The organism is Mesorhizobium sp. M0159 (assembly GCF_040322295.1).
GTDB lineage: Bacteria > Pseudomonadota > Alphaproteobacteria > Rhizobiales > Rhizobiaceae > Mesorhizobium.
Genome location: NZ_JAMYTF010000011.1, coordinates 141,206 through 159,055, shown reverse-complemented (window position 1 = coordinate 159,055; position 17,850 = coordinate 141,206). Strand labels below are relative to the sequence as shown.

At 64.3% G+C, this 17,850-nt stretch carries 8 protein-coding genes; 7 read left to right on the top strand and 1 reads right to left on the bottom strand.

What is annotated here, in order from left to right:
• Positions 1-461: 461 nt before the first annotated feature.
• The 6 genes from hutG (at position 462) to NKJ32_RS14490 (ending at position 15,563) form a co-directional block, all read left to right on the top strand.
• Positions 462-1,280, top strand: coding sequence for an N-formylglutamate deformylase (gene hutG, locus NKJ32_RS14515; protein WP_352827918.1), 819 nt, complete (start codon positions 462-464; stop codon positions 1,278-1,280).
• 32 nt (positions 1,281-1,312) lie between these two features.
• Positions 1,313-2,983 (top strand): urocanate hydratase, encoded by a 1,671-nt coding sequence (hutU, locus tag NKJ32_RS14510; RefSeq protein ID WP_352457143.1) that lies wholly within the window; start codon positions 1,313-1,315, stop codon positions 2,981-2,983.
• Positions 2,984-2,991: 8 nt separating this feature from the next.
• Positions 2,992-3,579, top strand: a complete 588-nt coding sequence (locus NKJ32_RS14505; protein WP_352827916.1) for a HutD/Ves family protein — start codon at positions 2,992-2,994, stop codon at positions 3,577-3,579.
• 268 nt (positions 3,580-3,847) lie between these two features.
• Positions 3,848-12,418 carry a glycoside hydrolase family 94 protein gene (locus NKJ32_RS14500; protein WP_352827914.1) on the top strand — a complete coding sequence of 2,857 codons (8,571 nt, stop codon included), beginning with the start codon at positions 3,848-3,850 and terminating at the stop codon, positions 12,416-12,418.
• 363 nt (positions 12,419-12,781) lie between these two features.
• Entirely contained in the window at positions 12,782-14,551 is a 1,770-nt protein-coding gene (locus tag NKJ32_RS14495) for a glucan ABC transporter ATP-binding protein/ permease (RefSeq protein ID WP_352827912.1), read from the top strand.
• A 259-nt stretch (positions 14,552-14,810) separates the two neighbouring features.
• Positions 14,811-15,563, top strand: coding sequence for a heme ABC transporter permease (locus NKJ32_RS14490; protein ID WP_352827910.1), 753 nt, complete (start codon positions 14,811-14,813; stop codon positions 15,561-15,563).
• A gap of 234 nt (positions 15,564-15,797) precedes the next feature.
• Here the strand turns inward: NKJ32_RS14490 and NKJ32_RS14485 are convergent, their stop codons facing one another.
• Positions 15,798-16,856, bottom strand: coding sequence for a D-TA family PLP-dependent enzyme (locus NKJ32_RS14485; RefSeq protein WP_352724515.1), 1,059 nt, complete (start codon positions 16,854-16,856; stop codon positions 15,798-15,800).
• Positions 16,857-17,001: 145 nt separating this feature from the next.
• Here NKJ32_RS14485 and NKJ32_RS14480 point away from each other — a divergent pair, with 145 nt between their 5' ends.
• Positions 17,002-17,688 carry a D-lyxose/D-mannose family sugar isomerase gene (locus NKJ32_RS14480; RefSeq protein ID WP_352457149.1) on the top strand — a complete coding sequence of 229 codons (687 nt, stop codon included), beginning with the start codon at positions 17,002-17,004 and terminating at the stop codon, positions 17,686-17,688.
• Positions 17,689-17,850 lie beyond the last annotated feature (162 nt).

Sequence of the window (17,850 nt, the reverse complement as noted above, 5' to 3'; positions counted from 1 at the left end):
CCTCTGTACTGCCGGACTGTCCGGCAGGACAGAGGGGGGCGCTGTCCCGCCGACCTCACCCCGGCAACACCGAAACTTTCAAATCCAGAAACAAAAAACCCGCCTCAAAGGCGGGTCGTCGGGCCGAATCAGCACCATACCGAAGTTAGTAGCATAGCTGCCGGCACAAAGCAAGAACAAAATGCGTTGCAGCGGGCAGTAAAATGCGAATTCCCTGCGCTGCCTCGCCTTGTCGGCAATCCCGACGTCGGTACGCTTGGTCGAGTTCCTTCGCGCCCCCCTCTGCCCTGCCGGGCATCTCCCCCTCTAGTGGGGAGATTGGCAGCTGCGGCGCCTCGCTCTGTCCTGCAACGTTGGAGAATGGCGAAAGCCGGTCTGACGGCCAATCTCCCCCCTCGTGGGGGAGATGTCCGGCAGGACAGAGGGGGGTGCCGTAGAGCTCCAACGCGGGAGAATCTTCTATGACCTCGCCCTCCTGGCTCACCGTCACCCAAGGCACAGCACCCCTGCTGGTTTCGATCCCGCATACCGGCATCGATCTCGCCGGCCTCGATAGCCGGCTGGTCTCGCCCTGGCTCGGCCGCCGTGACGCCGACTGGTGGATCGACAAGCTTTATGACTTCGCAGAAGACCTCGGCGCGACCGTTGTGCATACGGCGATTTCGCGCACCGTTATCGACGTCAATCGCGATCCGTCCGGCGTTTCGCTCTATCCCGGCCAGACGACGACTGGGCTCTGCCCGACAGAGACCTTTGACGGCGATCAGCTCTACCGCAAGGGTGAAGAGCCGGGACCGTCGGAGATCGACGAACGCCGCGAGAAGTTCTTCGTACCCTATCATGCCGCTCTGCAGGCCGAGATCGACAGGCTGCGCGCTTTGCATGGGAAGGTCGTCGTCTATGACTGCCATTCGATCCGCTCGGTGCTGCCGCGCCTTTTCGAAGGCAAATTGCCGGTCTTCAATCTCGGCACCAATGACGGCAAGAGCGCCGATCCGACGCTGCAAGCGACGGTTGGCCAGATCCTCGCCGAAACCGGCGAGAGCTACGTCGTCAACGGGCGCTTCAAGGGCGGCTGGATCACGCGCCATTTCGGCCAGCCGCAAGCCGGCGTCCACGCGCTGCAGATGGAACTCTCCAACCGCGGCTACATGCGCGAGCCCGAAGGCAAGGGCGAACCGGATAACTGGCCGGTGCCTTACGAGGCCGAATTCGCGGCGCCGATCCGCGTCACGCTGAAGAAGATCCTGGAAACCGCGATCGCCTGGGCCGAACGCTGACGCGCGGTGCACCTCACTCGAAAGGGACAATCATGACCGATCCTCGCCACAACATCCGTGAAGTGCGCAGCCCGCGCGGCAGCGAGCTCAACGCCCGCACCTGGCTGACGGAAGCGCCGTTGCGCATGCTGATGAACAATCTCGACCCAGACGTCGCCGAAAACCCCAACGAGTTGGTCGTCTATGGCGGCATCGGCCGGGCGGCGCGCACCTGGAACGATTTCGACCGCATCGTTGCCTCGCTGAAGACGCTTGGCGACGACGAGACGTTGTTGGTGCAATCGGGCAAGCCGGTCGGCGTGTTCCGCACTCATCCTGACGCCCCGCGCGTGCTGATCGCCAATTCCAACCTGGTGCCGCACTGGGCGACATGGGAGAAATTCAACGAGCTCGATAGAAAGGGCCTGATGATGTACGGCCAGATGACGGCCGGCTCGTGGATCTACATCGGCACGCAAGGCATCGTGCAGGGCACCTACGAGACCTTCGTCGAGGCCGGCCGCCAGCATTATGGCGGCAATCTCAGGGGCAAGTGGATCCTGACCGGCGGTCTCGGCGGCATGGGCGGTGCCCAGCCGCTCGCCGCGGTCATGGCCGGCGCCTGCTGCCTGGCCGTCGAATGCGATCCCGACCGCATCGATTTCCGGCTGCGCACCCGCTATGTCGATGAGCGCGCCGACACGCTCGACGAGGCTCTGGAAAAGATCGAGCGCTGGACCAAAGCCGGTGAGGCGAAATCGGTTGGCCTGGTCGGCAACGCCGCCGACATCCTGCCGGAACTGGTGCGGCGCGGCGTGCGCCCTGACATCGTCACCGACCAGACCTCGGCGCATGACCCGCTCAATGGCTATCTGCCCAAGGGCTGGTCGCTGGCCGAGTGGCGCGAGAAGCGCACCAGCGACCCGAAGGCCGTTGAAAGAGCTGCCCGCGCGTCGATGCGCGAGCATGTCGAGGCGATGGTGGCGTTCTGGAATGCCGGCGTGCCGACGCTCGACTACGGCAACAACATCCGCCAGGTGGCGAAGGAGGAGGGGTTCGAGAATGCTTTTGCCTTCCCGGGTTTCGTGCCGGCTTATATCCGTCCGCTGTTTTGCCGCGGCATCGGCCCGTTCCGCTGGGCAGCGCTTTCCGGCGATCCCGAGGATATCTACAAGACCGACGCCAAGGTGCGCGAACTGACCCCCGGCAACACCCATCTGCACAACTGGCTCGACATGGCGCGTGAGCGCATCGCCTTCCAGGGCCTGCCGGCGCGCATCTGCTGGGTTGGGCTTGGTGATCGCCACCGGCTCGGCCTCGCCTTCAACGAGATGGTCGCCAGGGGCGAACTGAAGGCGCCGGTGGTCATCGGCCGCGATCACCTCGATTCCGGCTCGGTCGCCTCGCCGAACCGCGAGACGGAGGCGATGAAGGACGGCTCCGATGCCGTCTCCGACTGGCCGTTGCTCAATGCCTTGCTCAACACGGCGTCCGGCGCCACCTGGGTGTCGCTGCACCATGGCGGCGGCGTCGGCATGGGCTTTTCACAGCATGCCGGCATGGTCATCGTCGCCGACGGCACGCCCGAGGCGGCCAAGCGCCTGGAGCGGGTTCTGTGGAACGATCCGGCGACCGGCGTCATGCGCCACGCCGATGCCGGCTATGACATCGCGATCGAGTGCGCCCGGGAGAACCAGCTCAACCTGCCCGGCATTTTGGGCTGAGCCGCGCCTTGCGCATCCTTCGGGCAGCCGAATACCGGTCGATGCCGTGGAAGAACGGCGGCGGGGTGACGACGGAGATTGCCGTCTCGCCGCCAGGTGCCGGGCTCGACGATTTCGACTGGCGCGTCTCGATGGCGCGCGTCGAGGGCGACGGCCCGTTTTCGGGCTTTCCTGGCGTCGACCGGACCTTGGCGCTGCTGGAAGGCGAGGGCATGATCCTCGACATCGCCGGCCGGCTACCGGTCGAAATCATCAAGGCTTCCGCACCGCTTGCCTTTCCGGCCGACGTGCCGACGCAAGCCACGCTGATCGCCGGTCCGATCACCGACCTCAACGTCATGACCCGCCGCGCCCGGGCGATCCACACGGTCGAGCGCCTGCTGATTTCGGCTCCGACGGAGATCCAGGCCGAAGCCGATGAAACACTCATCCTGTGCGTCGACGGCGAACTCAGCGTGGCCGGCGCGGCGCCCATGCAACTTGGGCCGCTCGACGCGCTGTTGCTCGGGGCGCAAGCGCCGGAACTGCGCCTGGATCCGGTCCGGCCGGCCATGCTGTTCGTGATCCGCATCGACCGCATTGCCGGCAACGATTAACGTCTGTTTCCAAACATGATCGTGACGCCGGCCAAATATCGCGTAAGCTGGTCGCTGCATCACGAAAAAGCCTGAATCTTCCGCCGATCAGAAGCCGAAACGATGCTCATAGTGCCCGCCTGGAAGTTGTCGAAAGACGGCATCTTGTCGTGGTGCGGAAACAAAACTTTCGGCCAAGTGTTGCGATGCAACCAATTGCATTTGGACCGGTTTTAGGGACATTGCCGTGGCGGTGACGCCGCACTGCGTCCCCAACACGGAACCTTAGATGAATATCCAGACCAATCTCGCACAGATCGAAAAGACGAGCGCCAGCTTCCCGGCTGTCACCGACGTGCCGATACGCTCCAATTTCCTGCCGGAAGATCGGCTGCGCGCTTTGGGCGCAGCCCTTGCCAATGGCGACGCCAAGGACTTGTTCGGTCTGACGCCTTTCGATTTTCAGGCGCGCATCCGCGACAGCGCCAGGAAAATTCTCGATGTCTACCGTTCCACCAACGCTGCCCAGGCGAGGGGCGAAACGATCACGCCCGCGGCGCAGTGGCTGCTCGACAACAACTACCTGGTCGAGGAGACCATTTTTCAGGTCAAGCGCGACCTGCCGCGCCGCTTCTACCGCCAGTTGCCGACGCTGAAACTGTCGGATGGATCCAGCGTGCCGCGCGCACTGGCGGTCGCGTGGACCTATGTCGCGCATTCCGACAGTTCCGTCTCGTCGGCCATGTTCAAGGCGATCGTCGAAGGCTTCCAGTCCGTCGAGCCGCTGAAGATTGGCGAATTATGGGCGCTGCCGTCGCTGCTGCGCTTCGTCCTGATCGAGAACCTTCGCCGGATCGCGGTCCGCGTCAATCGCACGCGGGAACTGCGCCAGATCGCCAACGAGGTCGCCGACCGTGTGCTGGCGACGGACGACAGCGCCGACCGGCAGGCGATACTTTCCCACTACAGCGCCCATGCGCAGGACACCACCTTCGCCACCCAGTTGCTCTACCGGCTGCGTGACGGCTCGCAAAATGCCGGCAGGGCGCTGGAATGGCTGGAGGGCGAGCTGGAAAGGACCGGCTCCGACGCCGAGGAGATCATCCTCAGCGAGCACCACACGCTGTCCAGCGGCAACGTGACCACCGGCAACATCATCCGCGGCCTGCGCCTGATCAACGACATCGACTGGACGGTGTGGTTCGAGGGCGTCAGCCGCATCGACACATTGCTGCGCGAACGCACCGATTTCGCCGCGCTCGATTTCTTTTCGCGCGACCAATACCGGACTGCGATCGAGGAGCTGGCGCGCCGTTCCGATCTCTCCGAATTTCGCGTTGCCGAAAGGGCGATCGAGCTCGCCGGCCATGCTGCCGAGGCACCGGGCTCCGAAACCGGTCCGATCGCTCACACCGACGTCGGCTTCTTTCTGGTCGGCCCGCGCCGGCAGGAGCTCGAGCGGTCGATCGGCTACCGGCCGACCATCGGCAAGACGCTCAACCGGACCTTCCGCAAGACCGGATGGCTGGGCATCGTCGTGCCGGTGTTTGCGCTGACGGTCCTGCTTCTGGTCGTTTCCGGCAATGCGCTTGCCAATCTCGGCCTGTCGGTGCCGTCGATCGTCCTGATGCTGGCCCTGTTCGCGGTGCCGGCCAGCGAAGGCGCGCTCGCATTCTTCAACACCGTCGTCTCGCTGTTTTTGAAGCCGACGCGTCTCATCGGCTATGATTTCAGGCACGGTGTGCCGCCCGAGGCGCGCACGCTGGTGGTGGTGCCGTCGCTGATCGGCTCGCGCGACGATGTCGAGGAGAACATCCGCAACATCGAGGTGCATCACCTCGCCAACACGGCGGGCGAAGTCTATTTCGCGCTGCTTTCCGACTGGCCGGACTCGAAGACCGAGATCGATACGGCGGATGTCGAAATCCTCGAATTCGCCCGCGCCGAAATCGCCAGGCTGAACGCCCGCTATCCCTCGGAAGGGGCGCCGCGCTTTTATCTGCTGCATCGGCGCCGGCTCTACAACGCATCGCAAGGCGTCTGGATGGGCTGGGAGCGCAAGCGCGGCAAGCTGCACGAATTGAACCTTCTGCTGCGCGGGGACAGCGACACCACCTTCCTGCCGCTGGAAGTGCCATTGCCGGAGAGCGTCGTCCACGTGATGACGCTGGACGCCGACACCCGCACCACCCGCGACGCCGTCGCTGCGCTGGCCGGCAAGCTTTGCCATCCGCTCAACCGTCCGCATTTCGATGTCGCACGGCGCGAGGTTACGGCAGGTTATTCCATCCTGCAGCCGCGTATCACCGCGTCGCTGACCAGTGGCGACGAGGCATCGTTCTTTCAGCGTGTCTTTTCCGCCAATCGCGGGCTCGATCCGTACGTCTTTGCCGTGTCGGACCTCTACCAGGACATCTTCGGCGACGGTTCCTTCACCGGCAAGGGTCTTTACCATGTCGACGCCTTCGAGGCGGCGCTGAAAGGCCGCATCGAGGAAAACACCATCCTCAGCCATGATCTGCTCGAAGGCGCCCTGGCGCGCTCGGCCTTGGTCACCGACGTCGAACTGGTCGAGGACTATCCGACCCGCTATTCGGTCGACGCGTCGCGCCACCATCGCTGGGCACGCGGCGACTGGCAGCTTCTGGGCTTCATTCTTGGCCCGCGCTCAAACGTGCCGGCGCTGTCGCGCTGGAAGATGGTGGACAATCTGCGCCGCTCGGTGACGCCGATCTTCTGGGTGATGGCCGCGATCGCCGGCTGGACGCTGCTGCCCTTCACGCAGGCCGCGCAATGGCAGGCGCTGCTGATCCTCACGCTGTTCATGGCGCCCACTTTCGACATCGTCGACGCCATCCTGCCGAAGAGCGGCGACCAGACGCCGCGCGGCCATTTCTCGGCACTGGCACGCGACGTTGCCTTCGGCACTGCCCTGGTGGCGCTGAAGATCGTGCTGATGGCGCATCTTGCCTGGATGATGGGCGACGCGATCATCCGCACGCTCTACCGCCTGTTCGTCAGCCGCCAGAACCTGCTCGAATGGCGCACCGCCTCGCAGGCACACAAGGGCGGCGACAACGATCTCGGCTCCTACTACAGCATCATGTACGGCGCGGTGACCATCGGCGTCGTCGGCCTCGCCGTCCCGGTGCTGGCCGATTCCACCGGCGCCTTCGTCGCCTTCTTCTTTGCCTTGTTCTGGATCGGCTCGCCCGCCATCGCCTGCTGGATCAGCCGTTCGGCCGAAACCGAGGACCGCCTGCGCATATCGGCCGCCGACATCCACGCGCTGCGCACCGTGGCGCGGCGTACATGGCACTATTTCGAGACCTTCGTGACGGCCGAGCATCACAATCTGCCGCCGGATAATTTCCAGGAAAGCCCGGCCCCCGTGGTGGCGCCCCGCACCTCGCCGACCAATATCGGCGTCTACCTGCTGTCGGTGATTTCGGCACGCGATTTCGGCTGGATCAGCCTCTCCGACGCGGTCAACCGCATCGACGCGACCATGTCGACCATCGAGAGCATGCCGCGCGACCGCGGCCATCTCTTCAACTGGTATGACACCACGACCCTGAAGCCGCTCTACCCGCTGTACATTTCGGCGGTCGACAGCGGCAATCTCGCCGGCCATCTGGTGGCCGTGGCCGCTGCCTGCGCCGAATGGGCCGAAGCGCCGTCGGTGCATGTGCAGGGCGACTTCGAAGGCATCCTCGACACCGTCACCATCCTCGACGAAAGCCTTGAGGAACTGCCCGACGACCGGCGTCAATTGCGGCCCTTGCGCCAGCGGCTCGCCGACCGTCTCGACGGCATGCGGCGGGCGGTGGAATTGATCAAGGCGCAGCCGGAGATGGCGTCGATCCGCACCATCAACCTGGCCGTCCTGGCCGGCGAGATACGCAAGCTCGCGACAGCCATCCATACCGAGGCCGCGTCGACCCAGAGCGACACCATCGCCGATTGGGCGGCCAGGCTCGAAGCCACCTGCGAGGCGCATGTGCACGATGCGCACAGCGACGAAAACGCGGTCGCGGCGTTGCGGGCCAAGCTTCTGACCTTGCGCGAGCGCACGCGCCGCTTCGCCTTCGAGATGGATTTCTCGTTCCTGATGCGGCCCGAGCGCAAGCTCCTGTCGATCGGTTACCGGGTCGAGGAGCATCAGCTCGACGAAAGCTGCTACGACCTTTTGGCCTCCGAGGCGCGGCTGACCAGCCTGTTCGCCATCGCCAAGGGCGATTTGCCGACCGAGCACTGGTTTCGGCTCGGCCGGCCGATCGTCGAGATCGGCTTCCAGGGCGCACTGATGTCCTGGTCCGGCTCGATGTTCGAATATCTGATGCCGCCGCTGGTGATGAAGGAGCCGCAAGGCAGCATTCTCAACCAGACCAGCAAGCTCATCATCAAGCGCCAGATCCAGTATGGCCGTTCGAAGAACGTTCCCTGGGGGATTTCGGAAGCGGCCTACAACGCCCGCGACCGCGAGCTAACCTATCAGTACACCAATTTCGGCGTGCCCGGGCTCGGCCTGAAGCGCGGCCTTGGCCAAAACACGGTGATCGCGCCTTACGCGACCGTGCTGGCAGCGCAGTTCACGCCGCATGAATCCGTCCAGAACCTGGCCAGGCTGAGGCGGCTGGGCGCACTGGGCCGGCACGGTTTTTACGACGCGGTGGATTTCACGCCGCAACGCGTCCCCGAGGGCACCGACCACGCCGTCGTGCTCAACTACATGGCCCACCACTCCGGCATGTCGATTGCCGCGGTTGCCGATGCGATCTTCGAAGGGCGCCTGCGCGACCGCTTCCACAGCGATCCGGTGATCGAGTCGGCCGAATTGCTGCTGCAGGAACGGGCGCCGCGCGACATCCCGACTGCGACCGTCAGGACCGAGGCCGACGAGCGCTCGAAGGACGAGACCGAGCTGGAAAGCCCGGATACCCGCATTGTGCTCGATCCGCTCAGGGCGCTCCGCTCGACCAGTGTCATGTCCAATGGCCGCTATTCGGTCATGGTGACCGCCACCGGCTCCGGGTACAGCCGCTGGGGCGAACTTGCCGTCACGCGCTGGCAGCCGGATCCGACCGAGGACCGCCTTGGTTCCTATATTTTCCTGCGCGACGCGAGCAACGGCGACTGGTGGTCGGCCACCGCCGAGCCGAAGCGCGCCGCCGGCGAGCGTGCGCAGACGCTGTTCTCCGACGACAAGGCGAGCTTCGTCAAATCGATTGGATCGCTGCGTTCGGAAGTCGAGTGCATCGTCATCTCGGAAGGCAATGGTGAGGGCCGACGGGTGACGCTCCACAATGATGGCCCCGCCGACCGGCATATCGAAGTAACCTCGTTTGCCGAACTGGTGCTGGGCTCCGAGCCCTCGGATAATGCCCATCCGGCTTTTTCGAAGATGTTCGTGGAAACCGAGATCGCGCCGAACAACGGCGCGATCTTCGCCACCAGGCGCAAGCGCGAAAAGGACGAACCCGACGTCACCATGGTGCATTTCGTCACCGACCCGTCTGGATCGGCGCGAGACGCCGAGGCGGAAACCGACAGGCGCGCCTTCATCGGCCGCGGCCGCACCATCACCGAAGCGGCTGCCTTTGATCCCGGCGCCACGCTTGGCGGCCATTCCGGCTTCACCCTGGATCCGATCGCATCGCTTCGCCGGCAGGTGCGCGTGCCGGCCAACAAGAAGATTTCGCTGACGTTCTGGACAGTCGTCGGTAGCCATCGCGCCGAATTGGATGCCGCCATCGCACGGCTCGACCATCCCGAAAGCTTCGCCCGCCAGGCGATGCTCGCCTGGACGCGCTCGCAGGTGCAGACCCGGCACCTTGGCCTCAGCCTGTCCGACGCCGCCAATGTGCAGAAGCTGGCGCGCTATCTGATCTATCCCGATCCGTTCCTGCGCCTTCCGGGCGAATCCATCGTCTCCGGGCTCGGCAGGCAGTCCAGCCTGTGGCCGACCAGCATATCCGGCGATTTTCCGATTTTCCTGGTCAGGATCGCCGATGTCGCCGATCTGGAGATCGTCGCCCAGGCGCTTCGCTTCCAGGAATACATGCGCGCCCGCGGCATGATGATCGATTTTGTCGTCGTCAACGAGCAGGCGTCATCCTACGTGCAGGACCTGCAGCGCGCGGTGGAGACGCTGTGCGAAAACAGCCGGTTGCGCGGCAAGGAACTCGGACCCCGCCAGCACATCTTCGCAGTGCGCCGCGATCTGATGGAGGAAACGACCTACAGGACCTTGCTCGCCGTCGCTCGGGTGGTGCTGCATACGCGCAACGGCACCATCTTCGACCAGATCGAGCGCGCCGAGGCCGCGGCACTGCAGGCGCGGGACGCCGCCCTCCAGCCGGCAGACCTTGCAGCGCTTCGCGAGCCGTCCTTGCCGGTGCCGACGTCGCAAGCATCTGCCGCCCAGGCACTGATCGAGGGCCGCGTCGACGGCAGCGGGCTCGACCAATGGAACGGTTTCGGCGGCTTCGACGGCGGCGGACGCCACTACGTCGTGCGTCTTGCCGGCCGGCGCACGACGCCGCAGCCGTGGATCAACGTCATCTCCAACCCATCGTTCGGGTTCCACATGTCGGCTGAAGGCGCTGCCTTCACCTGGAGCCGCAACAGCCGCGACTATCAGTTGACGCCATGGTCGAACGATCCGGTCACCAACCGGCCGGGCGAGGGCATCTATATCTACGATCATGCCAGTGGCAGGGCGTTCTCGCCAATGGCTGCTGTGGTGCGTGATCCGACAATGACCTACGAAACCTGGCACGGGCAGGGTTTTTCGACGTTCCGCTCAAAACGCGGGCCGCTGTCGATGGACCTGACCCATGTCGTCGATCCCGTCGATCCGGTGAAGATATCGCGGCTGCGCATCCAGAATTCGGGTTCGGTGCCGATGCGGCTGCGCGTCTACGCCTATGCGGAATGGGTTCTTGGCGGCCATCGCTCGCGCACCGCTGCAAGCATCGTTCCGTCGAGGGATGCCGCAACCGGCGCATTGCTGGCGCAAAATCCCTATGGGCTCGATTTCGGCGAGCGGATCGCCTTTCTGGCCGCCGACGGTGCTGTGCATTCGGTCACCGCCGATCGCGGCGAGTTCATCGGCAGGCAAGGCACGAGCGAGTTTCCGCATGCCGTGCTGAGCGGCGCCGGCCTGTCCGGCCGTGTCGAGGCCGGCGACGACCCCTGCGCGGCCATCGCACGCGACATCGACATCGCTGCCGGCGGCGACGTCACGCTGCTCTGGCTGCTCGGCGACGCGGCCTCGCCCGAGGCGGCCAGCGCGCTGGTGCAGACCCATCGCTCAAGGGATTTCGATCAGCGGCTGGCCGACAACGAGCGCACATGGCGCGGCTTTCTCGACACAATCCAGGTCGAGACGCCGGACAAGGCACTCGACGCTATGGTCAATCACTGGCTGCCCTATCAGAGCCTGGCCTGCCGCATCCGTGCCCGCTCTGCGTTCTATCAGGCGAGCGGTGCCTTCGGCTTCCGCGATCAGCTGCAGGATACCTTGGCTTTGCTGGCGCATGACCCCAAGCTGGCGCGTGATCAGATCCTCAACGCGGCCCGGCGGCAATTCCCCGAAGGCGACGTGCAGCATTGGTGGCTGCCGCGCACCGAGGCCGGCGTCCGCACCATGATCTCGGACGACGTGGTCTGGCTGGCCCACGCCACGGCCCGCTACCTGCTGGTGACCGGCGACACCGCGATCCTGAAGGAGCAACTGCCCTTCATCGAAGGGCAGGCGCTGGGCGAAGGCGAGCACGATGCTTTCTTCATCCCGGAAATCTCGAAGAAGACAGCCTCGCTCTACGACCATTGCGCGCGGGCGCTCGATCTTGCCGTCAAGCGCAGCAGCCCGGCCGGGCTGCCGCTGATCCTCGGCGGCGACTGGAATGACGGCATGAACCGCGTCGGCGAGCACGGCAAGGGCGAGAGCGTGTGGCTGGGCTGGTTCCTGCTGAAGACGCTGGGCGACTTTGCCGCCGTCGCCAAGGCGGAGCGCGATGCCAAGCGCGTGCAGGCCTGGACGAAGCACGCCGAGGTGCTGAAACGGGCGCTGGAAAGCACCGCCTGGGATGGCGAGTGGTATCGGCGCGGCAGCTTCGACGACGGCACGCCGCTCGGCTCGCGCAAGTCGGACGAGTGCAAGATCGACTCGATCGCCCAGTCCTGGAGCGTGCTTTCGGGCGAGGGCGACCCGGCGCGGTCGACCACGGCAATGGCGCAGGCGATGAAAGCGCTCGTCGACGACGACCTCAAGATCGCCAAACTGTTCACCCCGCCCTTCTCGAAGACGGAAAAGGACCCGGGCTACATCAAGAGCTATCCGCCGGGGGTCCGTGAAAACGGCGGCCAATACACGCACGCGGCAACATGGTTCGTCATTGCGCTAGCCGAGATGGGTCGCACCGACGATGCCTACCGTTGCCTTTCAATGCTCAATCCGGTCAACCATGCGCTCGACGAAGCCGCGGCAGAGCGCTACCGGGTGGAACCTTATGTCGTCGCGGCCGACGTTTATTCCGGGCAAGACAAGGGCGGCCGCGGCGGCTGGACCTGGTATACCGGGTCGGCGGGCTGGCTTTATCGCGCCGCGGTCGAGAGCATTCTCGGCATAGAGCGCCGCGGACAGCGCCTCCAGTTCACGCCGAGACTTCCTAGCCATTGGGACGGCTATTCGGCAACTCTGAAGATGCTGGGCGCCGAGATCAAGGTACGCGTCGTCCGCGACAAAAAGGCCCGGGCCATCTCACTTGAAGTGAATGGCACGAAGACCAAATCTTCGTCCTTCGAGCCAAAAGCCGGAGATAGTGCCGAGGTGGTCGTCAGAATACCGGCCTAGATTCAAGGGCTTGGAGCGTCGCTTAGCGTTCCCAGGGCACGCACGGGCGCTCCAAGTGCCTCTACCGGTTATATTTGCGTTTGACCTTGCTGAATGCCTGCACACGACTTTAGACGTCGTGCCCAGGGTCTTGCTGATTAAAATTGTGGCAGTGCTTTCCAGCTGCCATGATTTTGCCGCAACGCTGACATTTCACCTTTTATCTCAAACTGTTAGACGATCACGGCAAATTTCGAAGCGTCGTCATCTTTTGTTCGCGGAATGGGAACGGAAGAGCTAGACGAGCATTGTTTTGCGACGCGTCAACCGATACGAGTCAAAAAATGACGCACTGCACCATAAATAATTGGCGGAGTAGCTGAAGTGTCACTTCTGCAAATCTACTGGCGAGCCCTTGGTTATCTCGCTGCCGACAGGAAACGCGTTGCGTTTATCTGCGGGGCGAATGTCGCGCTTGCCATTATCGCCATTCTCGAGCCGATCATGTTCGGCCGGGTGATCGATGCCATTTCGGACCGCGGCTCGGTGTTCTCGACGCTCGCAATGTGGGCCGGCATCGGCGCTTTCAATATCGTCGCCTTCGTTCTGGTGGCGCGCGGCGCTGATCGCTTTGCCCACCAGCGGCGCAGCGAGGTTCTTTGCCAGTCGTTCGAGCGCGTCATCACCATGCCGCTTGCCTGGCATCATCAGCGCGGCACCTCCAATTCCCTGCACACGCTTCTGCGGGCGGTCGAGACCCTGTTCAGCCTCTGGCTCGAATTCATGCGGCAGCACCTGTCGACAGCGGTCGCGTTGGTTCTGCTGGTGCCCACGGCGCTCAGCATGGATATCCGCATGTCGATGGTGCTGCTGGCGCTTGGCGCGCTCTATGTCGGCATCGGACGGCTGGTGATGCGGCGCACCAAGGGAGGCCAGGCGGCCGTGGAGCGTCACTACCACAAGGTGTTTGCGCATGTGACCGACTCGGTCAGCAACGTCGCCGTCCTCCAGAGCTACAACCGCATCGGCCACGAGACCGAGGCGCTGAAGCGCTACGTCAAGAATCTGCTCGATGTGCAGAACCCCGTGCTCGACTGGTGGGCAATGGCCAACGCGCTGCATCGCCTGTCGTCGACGATTTCGATGATGGTGGTGCTTCTGATTGGCGCCTACCTGGTGACGCACGGCCAGTTGCGCATCGGCGACGTCATAGCCTTTACCGGCTTTGCCACGCTGCTGATTGCCCGGCTCGACCAGATGTCGGCTTTCGCCAACCAGATTTCCGAGGCACGCGCCAAGCTCGAGGAATTCTATCATCTCGAGGACTCCGCTTCCGATGCCGCCGAGCCCGACGGGCTGCGCGACCTCGTCAACGTCACGGGTCACGTGCGTTTCGAGAACGTCTGCTTCGAGTTCGGCAATTCCGGGCAGGGCGTCGACGACGCGTCGTTCGAGGTCCAGGCCGGCCAGACCGTCGCCATCGTCGGCCCCACGGGCGCCGGCAAGACGACGCTCATCAACCTTCTGCAGCGCGTCTTCACCCCGTCCAGCGGCCGTATCCTGATCGACGGCATCGACACCCGCACGGTGACCCGCAAGTCGCTGCGCCATTCGATCGCCACCGTCTTCCAGGATGCCGGCCTGCTCAACCGCTCGATCGAGGACAACATCCGCGTCGGCCGCGCGGAGGCGACCTATGACGAGGTCCATGCCGCGGCCAATGCCGCCGCCGCGCAGGATTTCATCCTGTCAAAGTGCGAGGGCTACGACACGGTCGTCGGCGAACGCGGCGGACAGCTGTCCGGTGGCGAGCGCCAGCGCATCGCGATCGCCCGCGCCGTGCTGAAGGACGCGCCCATCCTGGTTCTCGACGAGGCGACCAGCGCGCTCGACGTCGAGACGGAAGACCGCGTCAAGGACGCCATCGACGAATTGCGGCGCGGCCGCACCACCTTCATCATCGCCCACCGCCTGACCACCGTTCGCGACGCCGATCTGGTCGTGTTCATGGACAAGGGCCGGGTGGTCGAGATGGGCGGGTTCACCGAACTGTCGCTGCGCAACGGTCGCTTCGCCAGCCTGCTGCGCGCCGGCGGCCTGCTCAACGACGAGGAGGTCCGCCGCCTCAGCCGTCCGGTGAACGAAGCCGCCTGAGCAGCGCGGCTTGCCTTCTCCCCTTGCGGGAGAAGGTGGCCTCGCGAAGCGAGGTCGGATGAGGGGTGCTCCAGCTTGGCGCAAATCTTCATCCAAATCCAGACTTCGGCGCACGGCGATCATTGGCGCCTCACTCCGTCCAGCACCCCTCATCCGGCTCGACGCTACGCGCCGATCCACCTTCTCCCGCAAGGGGAGAAGGGAAGACGTACCGCCGCTGCGGTTGCCGCAACTCCGCCGGCGGTCTATGTAAAGCCGCATGAGCGATACGACTTCACGCCTCTCCGGCTGGATGGACCTTGCCAACCCGACGCGGTTCGTCGCGCTGGTCGACAAGGTGGTGCCGTGGTTGGCGAGCGTGGCCGCCATCGTCCTCGGCGTGGGTCTCTATATGAGCTTCACGGCGCCTGAGGACTTCCAGCAGGGCATCACCGTTCGCATCATGTATATCCACGTGCCTTTCGCCTGGCTTGCCATGATGTGCTACACGCTGATGGCGGTCTCGGCACTGGGCACGCTGGTCTGGCGCCATCCGCTGGCTGACGTGGCGCTAAAATCGGCGGCACCCATCGGCGCCGTCTTCACCGCCCTTGCACTGATCACCGGTTCGATCTGGGGCAAGCCGATGTGGGGCACCTGGTGGGTGTGGGACGCGCGGCTGACCTCGGTCTTCATACTGTTCCTGATGTATCTCGGCATCATCGCGCTGACCCGCGCGCTCGACGATGCCGGGCGCGCCGCCTGGGCCGCCGCCATCATCACCCTGGTCGGCTTCATCAACATTCCGATCATCAAATTTTCGGTCGACTGGTGGAACACGCTGCATCAGCCGGCGTCGGTGTTCCGGCTTGGCGGGCCGACCATCGATCCAAGCCTGTTGTGGCCGTTGCTGGTGATGGCACTCGGCTTCACAGTGCTGTTCTTCGCGCTGCATCTGATGGGGATGCGCACCGAGATCCGGCGCCGCCGCGTCATTTCGATGCGCCGGGTTGCCGCGAGGCAGGCTAACTGACCGCCGTCGAGTTCCTTCGCGCCCCCCTCTGGCCTGCCGGCCATCTCCCCCTCCAGGGGGGAGATTGAATGTCACGTATCGTTTCGCCAATCGCGAATGTTGAAAGAGAGGCGCTACCGGCGAAGCTACCGATCTCCCCCCTTGAGGGGGAGATGGCCGGCAGGCCAGAGGGGGGCGCTGTCCCATAAGCGTTTGAAGGATTTTGTACCTGAAGCGCACGCGCTCCAGCTGGACTCACCCCATCCGCCCGCGTGCTGCCACCGGCAGCGTTTCCAGCACCTTGTCGCCTTCGATCAGATGCACCTCGTCGAACAGGTTGGTGACGACGCAGCAATGGTCGGGCACGACGCGCACGCGCTCGCCGATGCGAAGCTCGGCGCCGCCTGACAGCGTGACGTTGCCGTGCTCTTCGCTGAGGCTGGTCACCCTTGCGCCTGAAATGCCCAGCAGCTCGCCGAAATCGGCGAGCCCCAGCGTATCGCTGGAGAGCGCCTTGCTGCCGGCGTCGAGGATGGCGCGTATCGGCGTTGGGTGGCTGACCACCGTCGACAGCACCGTCAGTGCGCAATCGTCGAGGCTGCCGACGCCTTTGGCGACCTGGTAGCGGTCGAGATAGATGTAGGTGCCGGGCCGGTATTCGGTAACGACGCTGTGCTCGCCGGAACGCCACATATCGGGTGTGCCGCCGCTGGAGATGCGCTCGCAAGCAAGGCCGGCTGCGGCAAGTGCTTGCTGCGCATCGGCGAGCCACGCCTCGGTCTCGGTGGCGCGGCCCGCCCCCGGGTAGGTCATCAAGCCGCCGAAGACGAGCCCCCGGACCTTGTCGATCTCGCTCGCCAGCGCGACTGCCTCGCCGGCCGACTGCACACCGCAGCGGCCCATGCCGGTGTCGCATTCGACCAGCACCGGCAGGCGGTGGCCGGGATCGGTAAAGGTGGCGGCAAGTCCCATCAGCGTGTCCATGCTGTCCGTTGTCACCGACAGGGTTACGCGGCCGTGCAGCGCCTTGAGGCGCTCCAGCTTGGCCCGCCCGAGGATATTGTAGGGCAGAAAGATGTCGGTCAGTCCGGCGTCGGCCATGACCTCGGCCTCGCCGATCTTCTGGCAGGTGATGCCGACGGCGCCGGCCGCGATCTGCTTCTTTGCCCAGTAGGGCAGTTTGTGGGTCTTGATGTGCGGCCTGAGCTTCAGCCCGTGCCGGTCGGCATGGGCCTGCGCCCGCGCGATATTGGCTTCGGCGCGGCCGGCATCGATCAGGATCGCCGGCGTATCGAGGTCGTCTATGCTGCGCATGGTCTCACCATCGGAAAATTGGTTGACCTTATGGCCCTGATCGGACCGCATGTCATGGGGCCAGCGACAGCAGTTTGCATCGACACCGGATGGGCGTTCGGCTATGCGGTTAGCGCTTGGAACGCGACGGGAAGGAACCACGACCATGAAACGCTCCGCCATCAACGACATCATCCGCGACGCCGACGCCTTCATCCGCTCTTTCGGCTACATCATGCCGCCCTTCGCCTACTGGACCCCCGAAGAGATGAAGGCGCGTCGGCAGGATTCGTCGGCAATCTTCTCCTCCCGGCTCGGCTGGGACATCACCGACTACGGCCAGGAGAAATTCGACGAGCTCGGCCTGTTCCTGTTCACCGTCCGCAACGGCCGCTACGAGGACATGAAGAAGGGCATGGGCATGCTCTATGCCGAAAAGATCATGATCTCGCGCAAGGACCAGTTGTCGCCGATGCATCGCCACAACATCAAGGCCGAGGACATCATCAACCGCGGCGGCGGCAAACTGGTGCTGGAGCTGTTCATGCATGATCGCGATGGCGGCATCGATCCGAAGGCCGAAGTATCGGTGCCTGTCGACGGAACCATCCACAGACTACCTGCGGGTGGGCTCCTGAAGCTCGACCCAGGCCAGAGCGTCACTTTGCTGCCGGGTGTCTGGCATGCCTTCTGGGCCGAGGGCAAGGACGTGCTGATCGGCGAGGTTTCGACCGTCAACGACGATCTCACCGACAATGTCTTTCGCGAACCAATCGGCCGCTTCGCGGACATCGACGAGGACACAGCACCGCTGCACCTGCTGGTGTCCGATTATGAGAAGTGGGTGGGGTAGGGCAGGGTGGCATTTGAACCGGCCTCATGAGAGGGGCTCATCAGGTTCGTCGGCGCCGCCCCTCATTGCCCTGCCGGGCATTTCTCCCCGTATAGTGACGGGGAGAAAGACGCTATCGCAGATGGTTTCGCAAACTGGCAGCGTTGCGGAATAGTGGTCGAC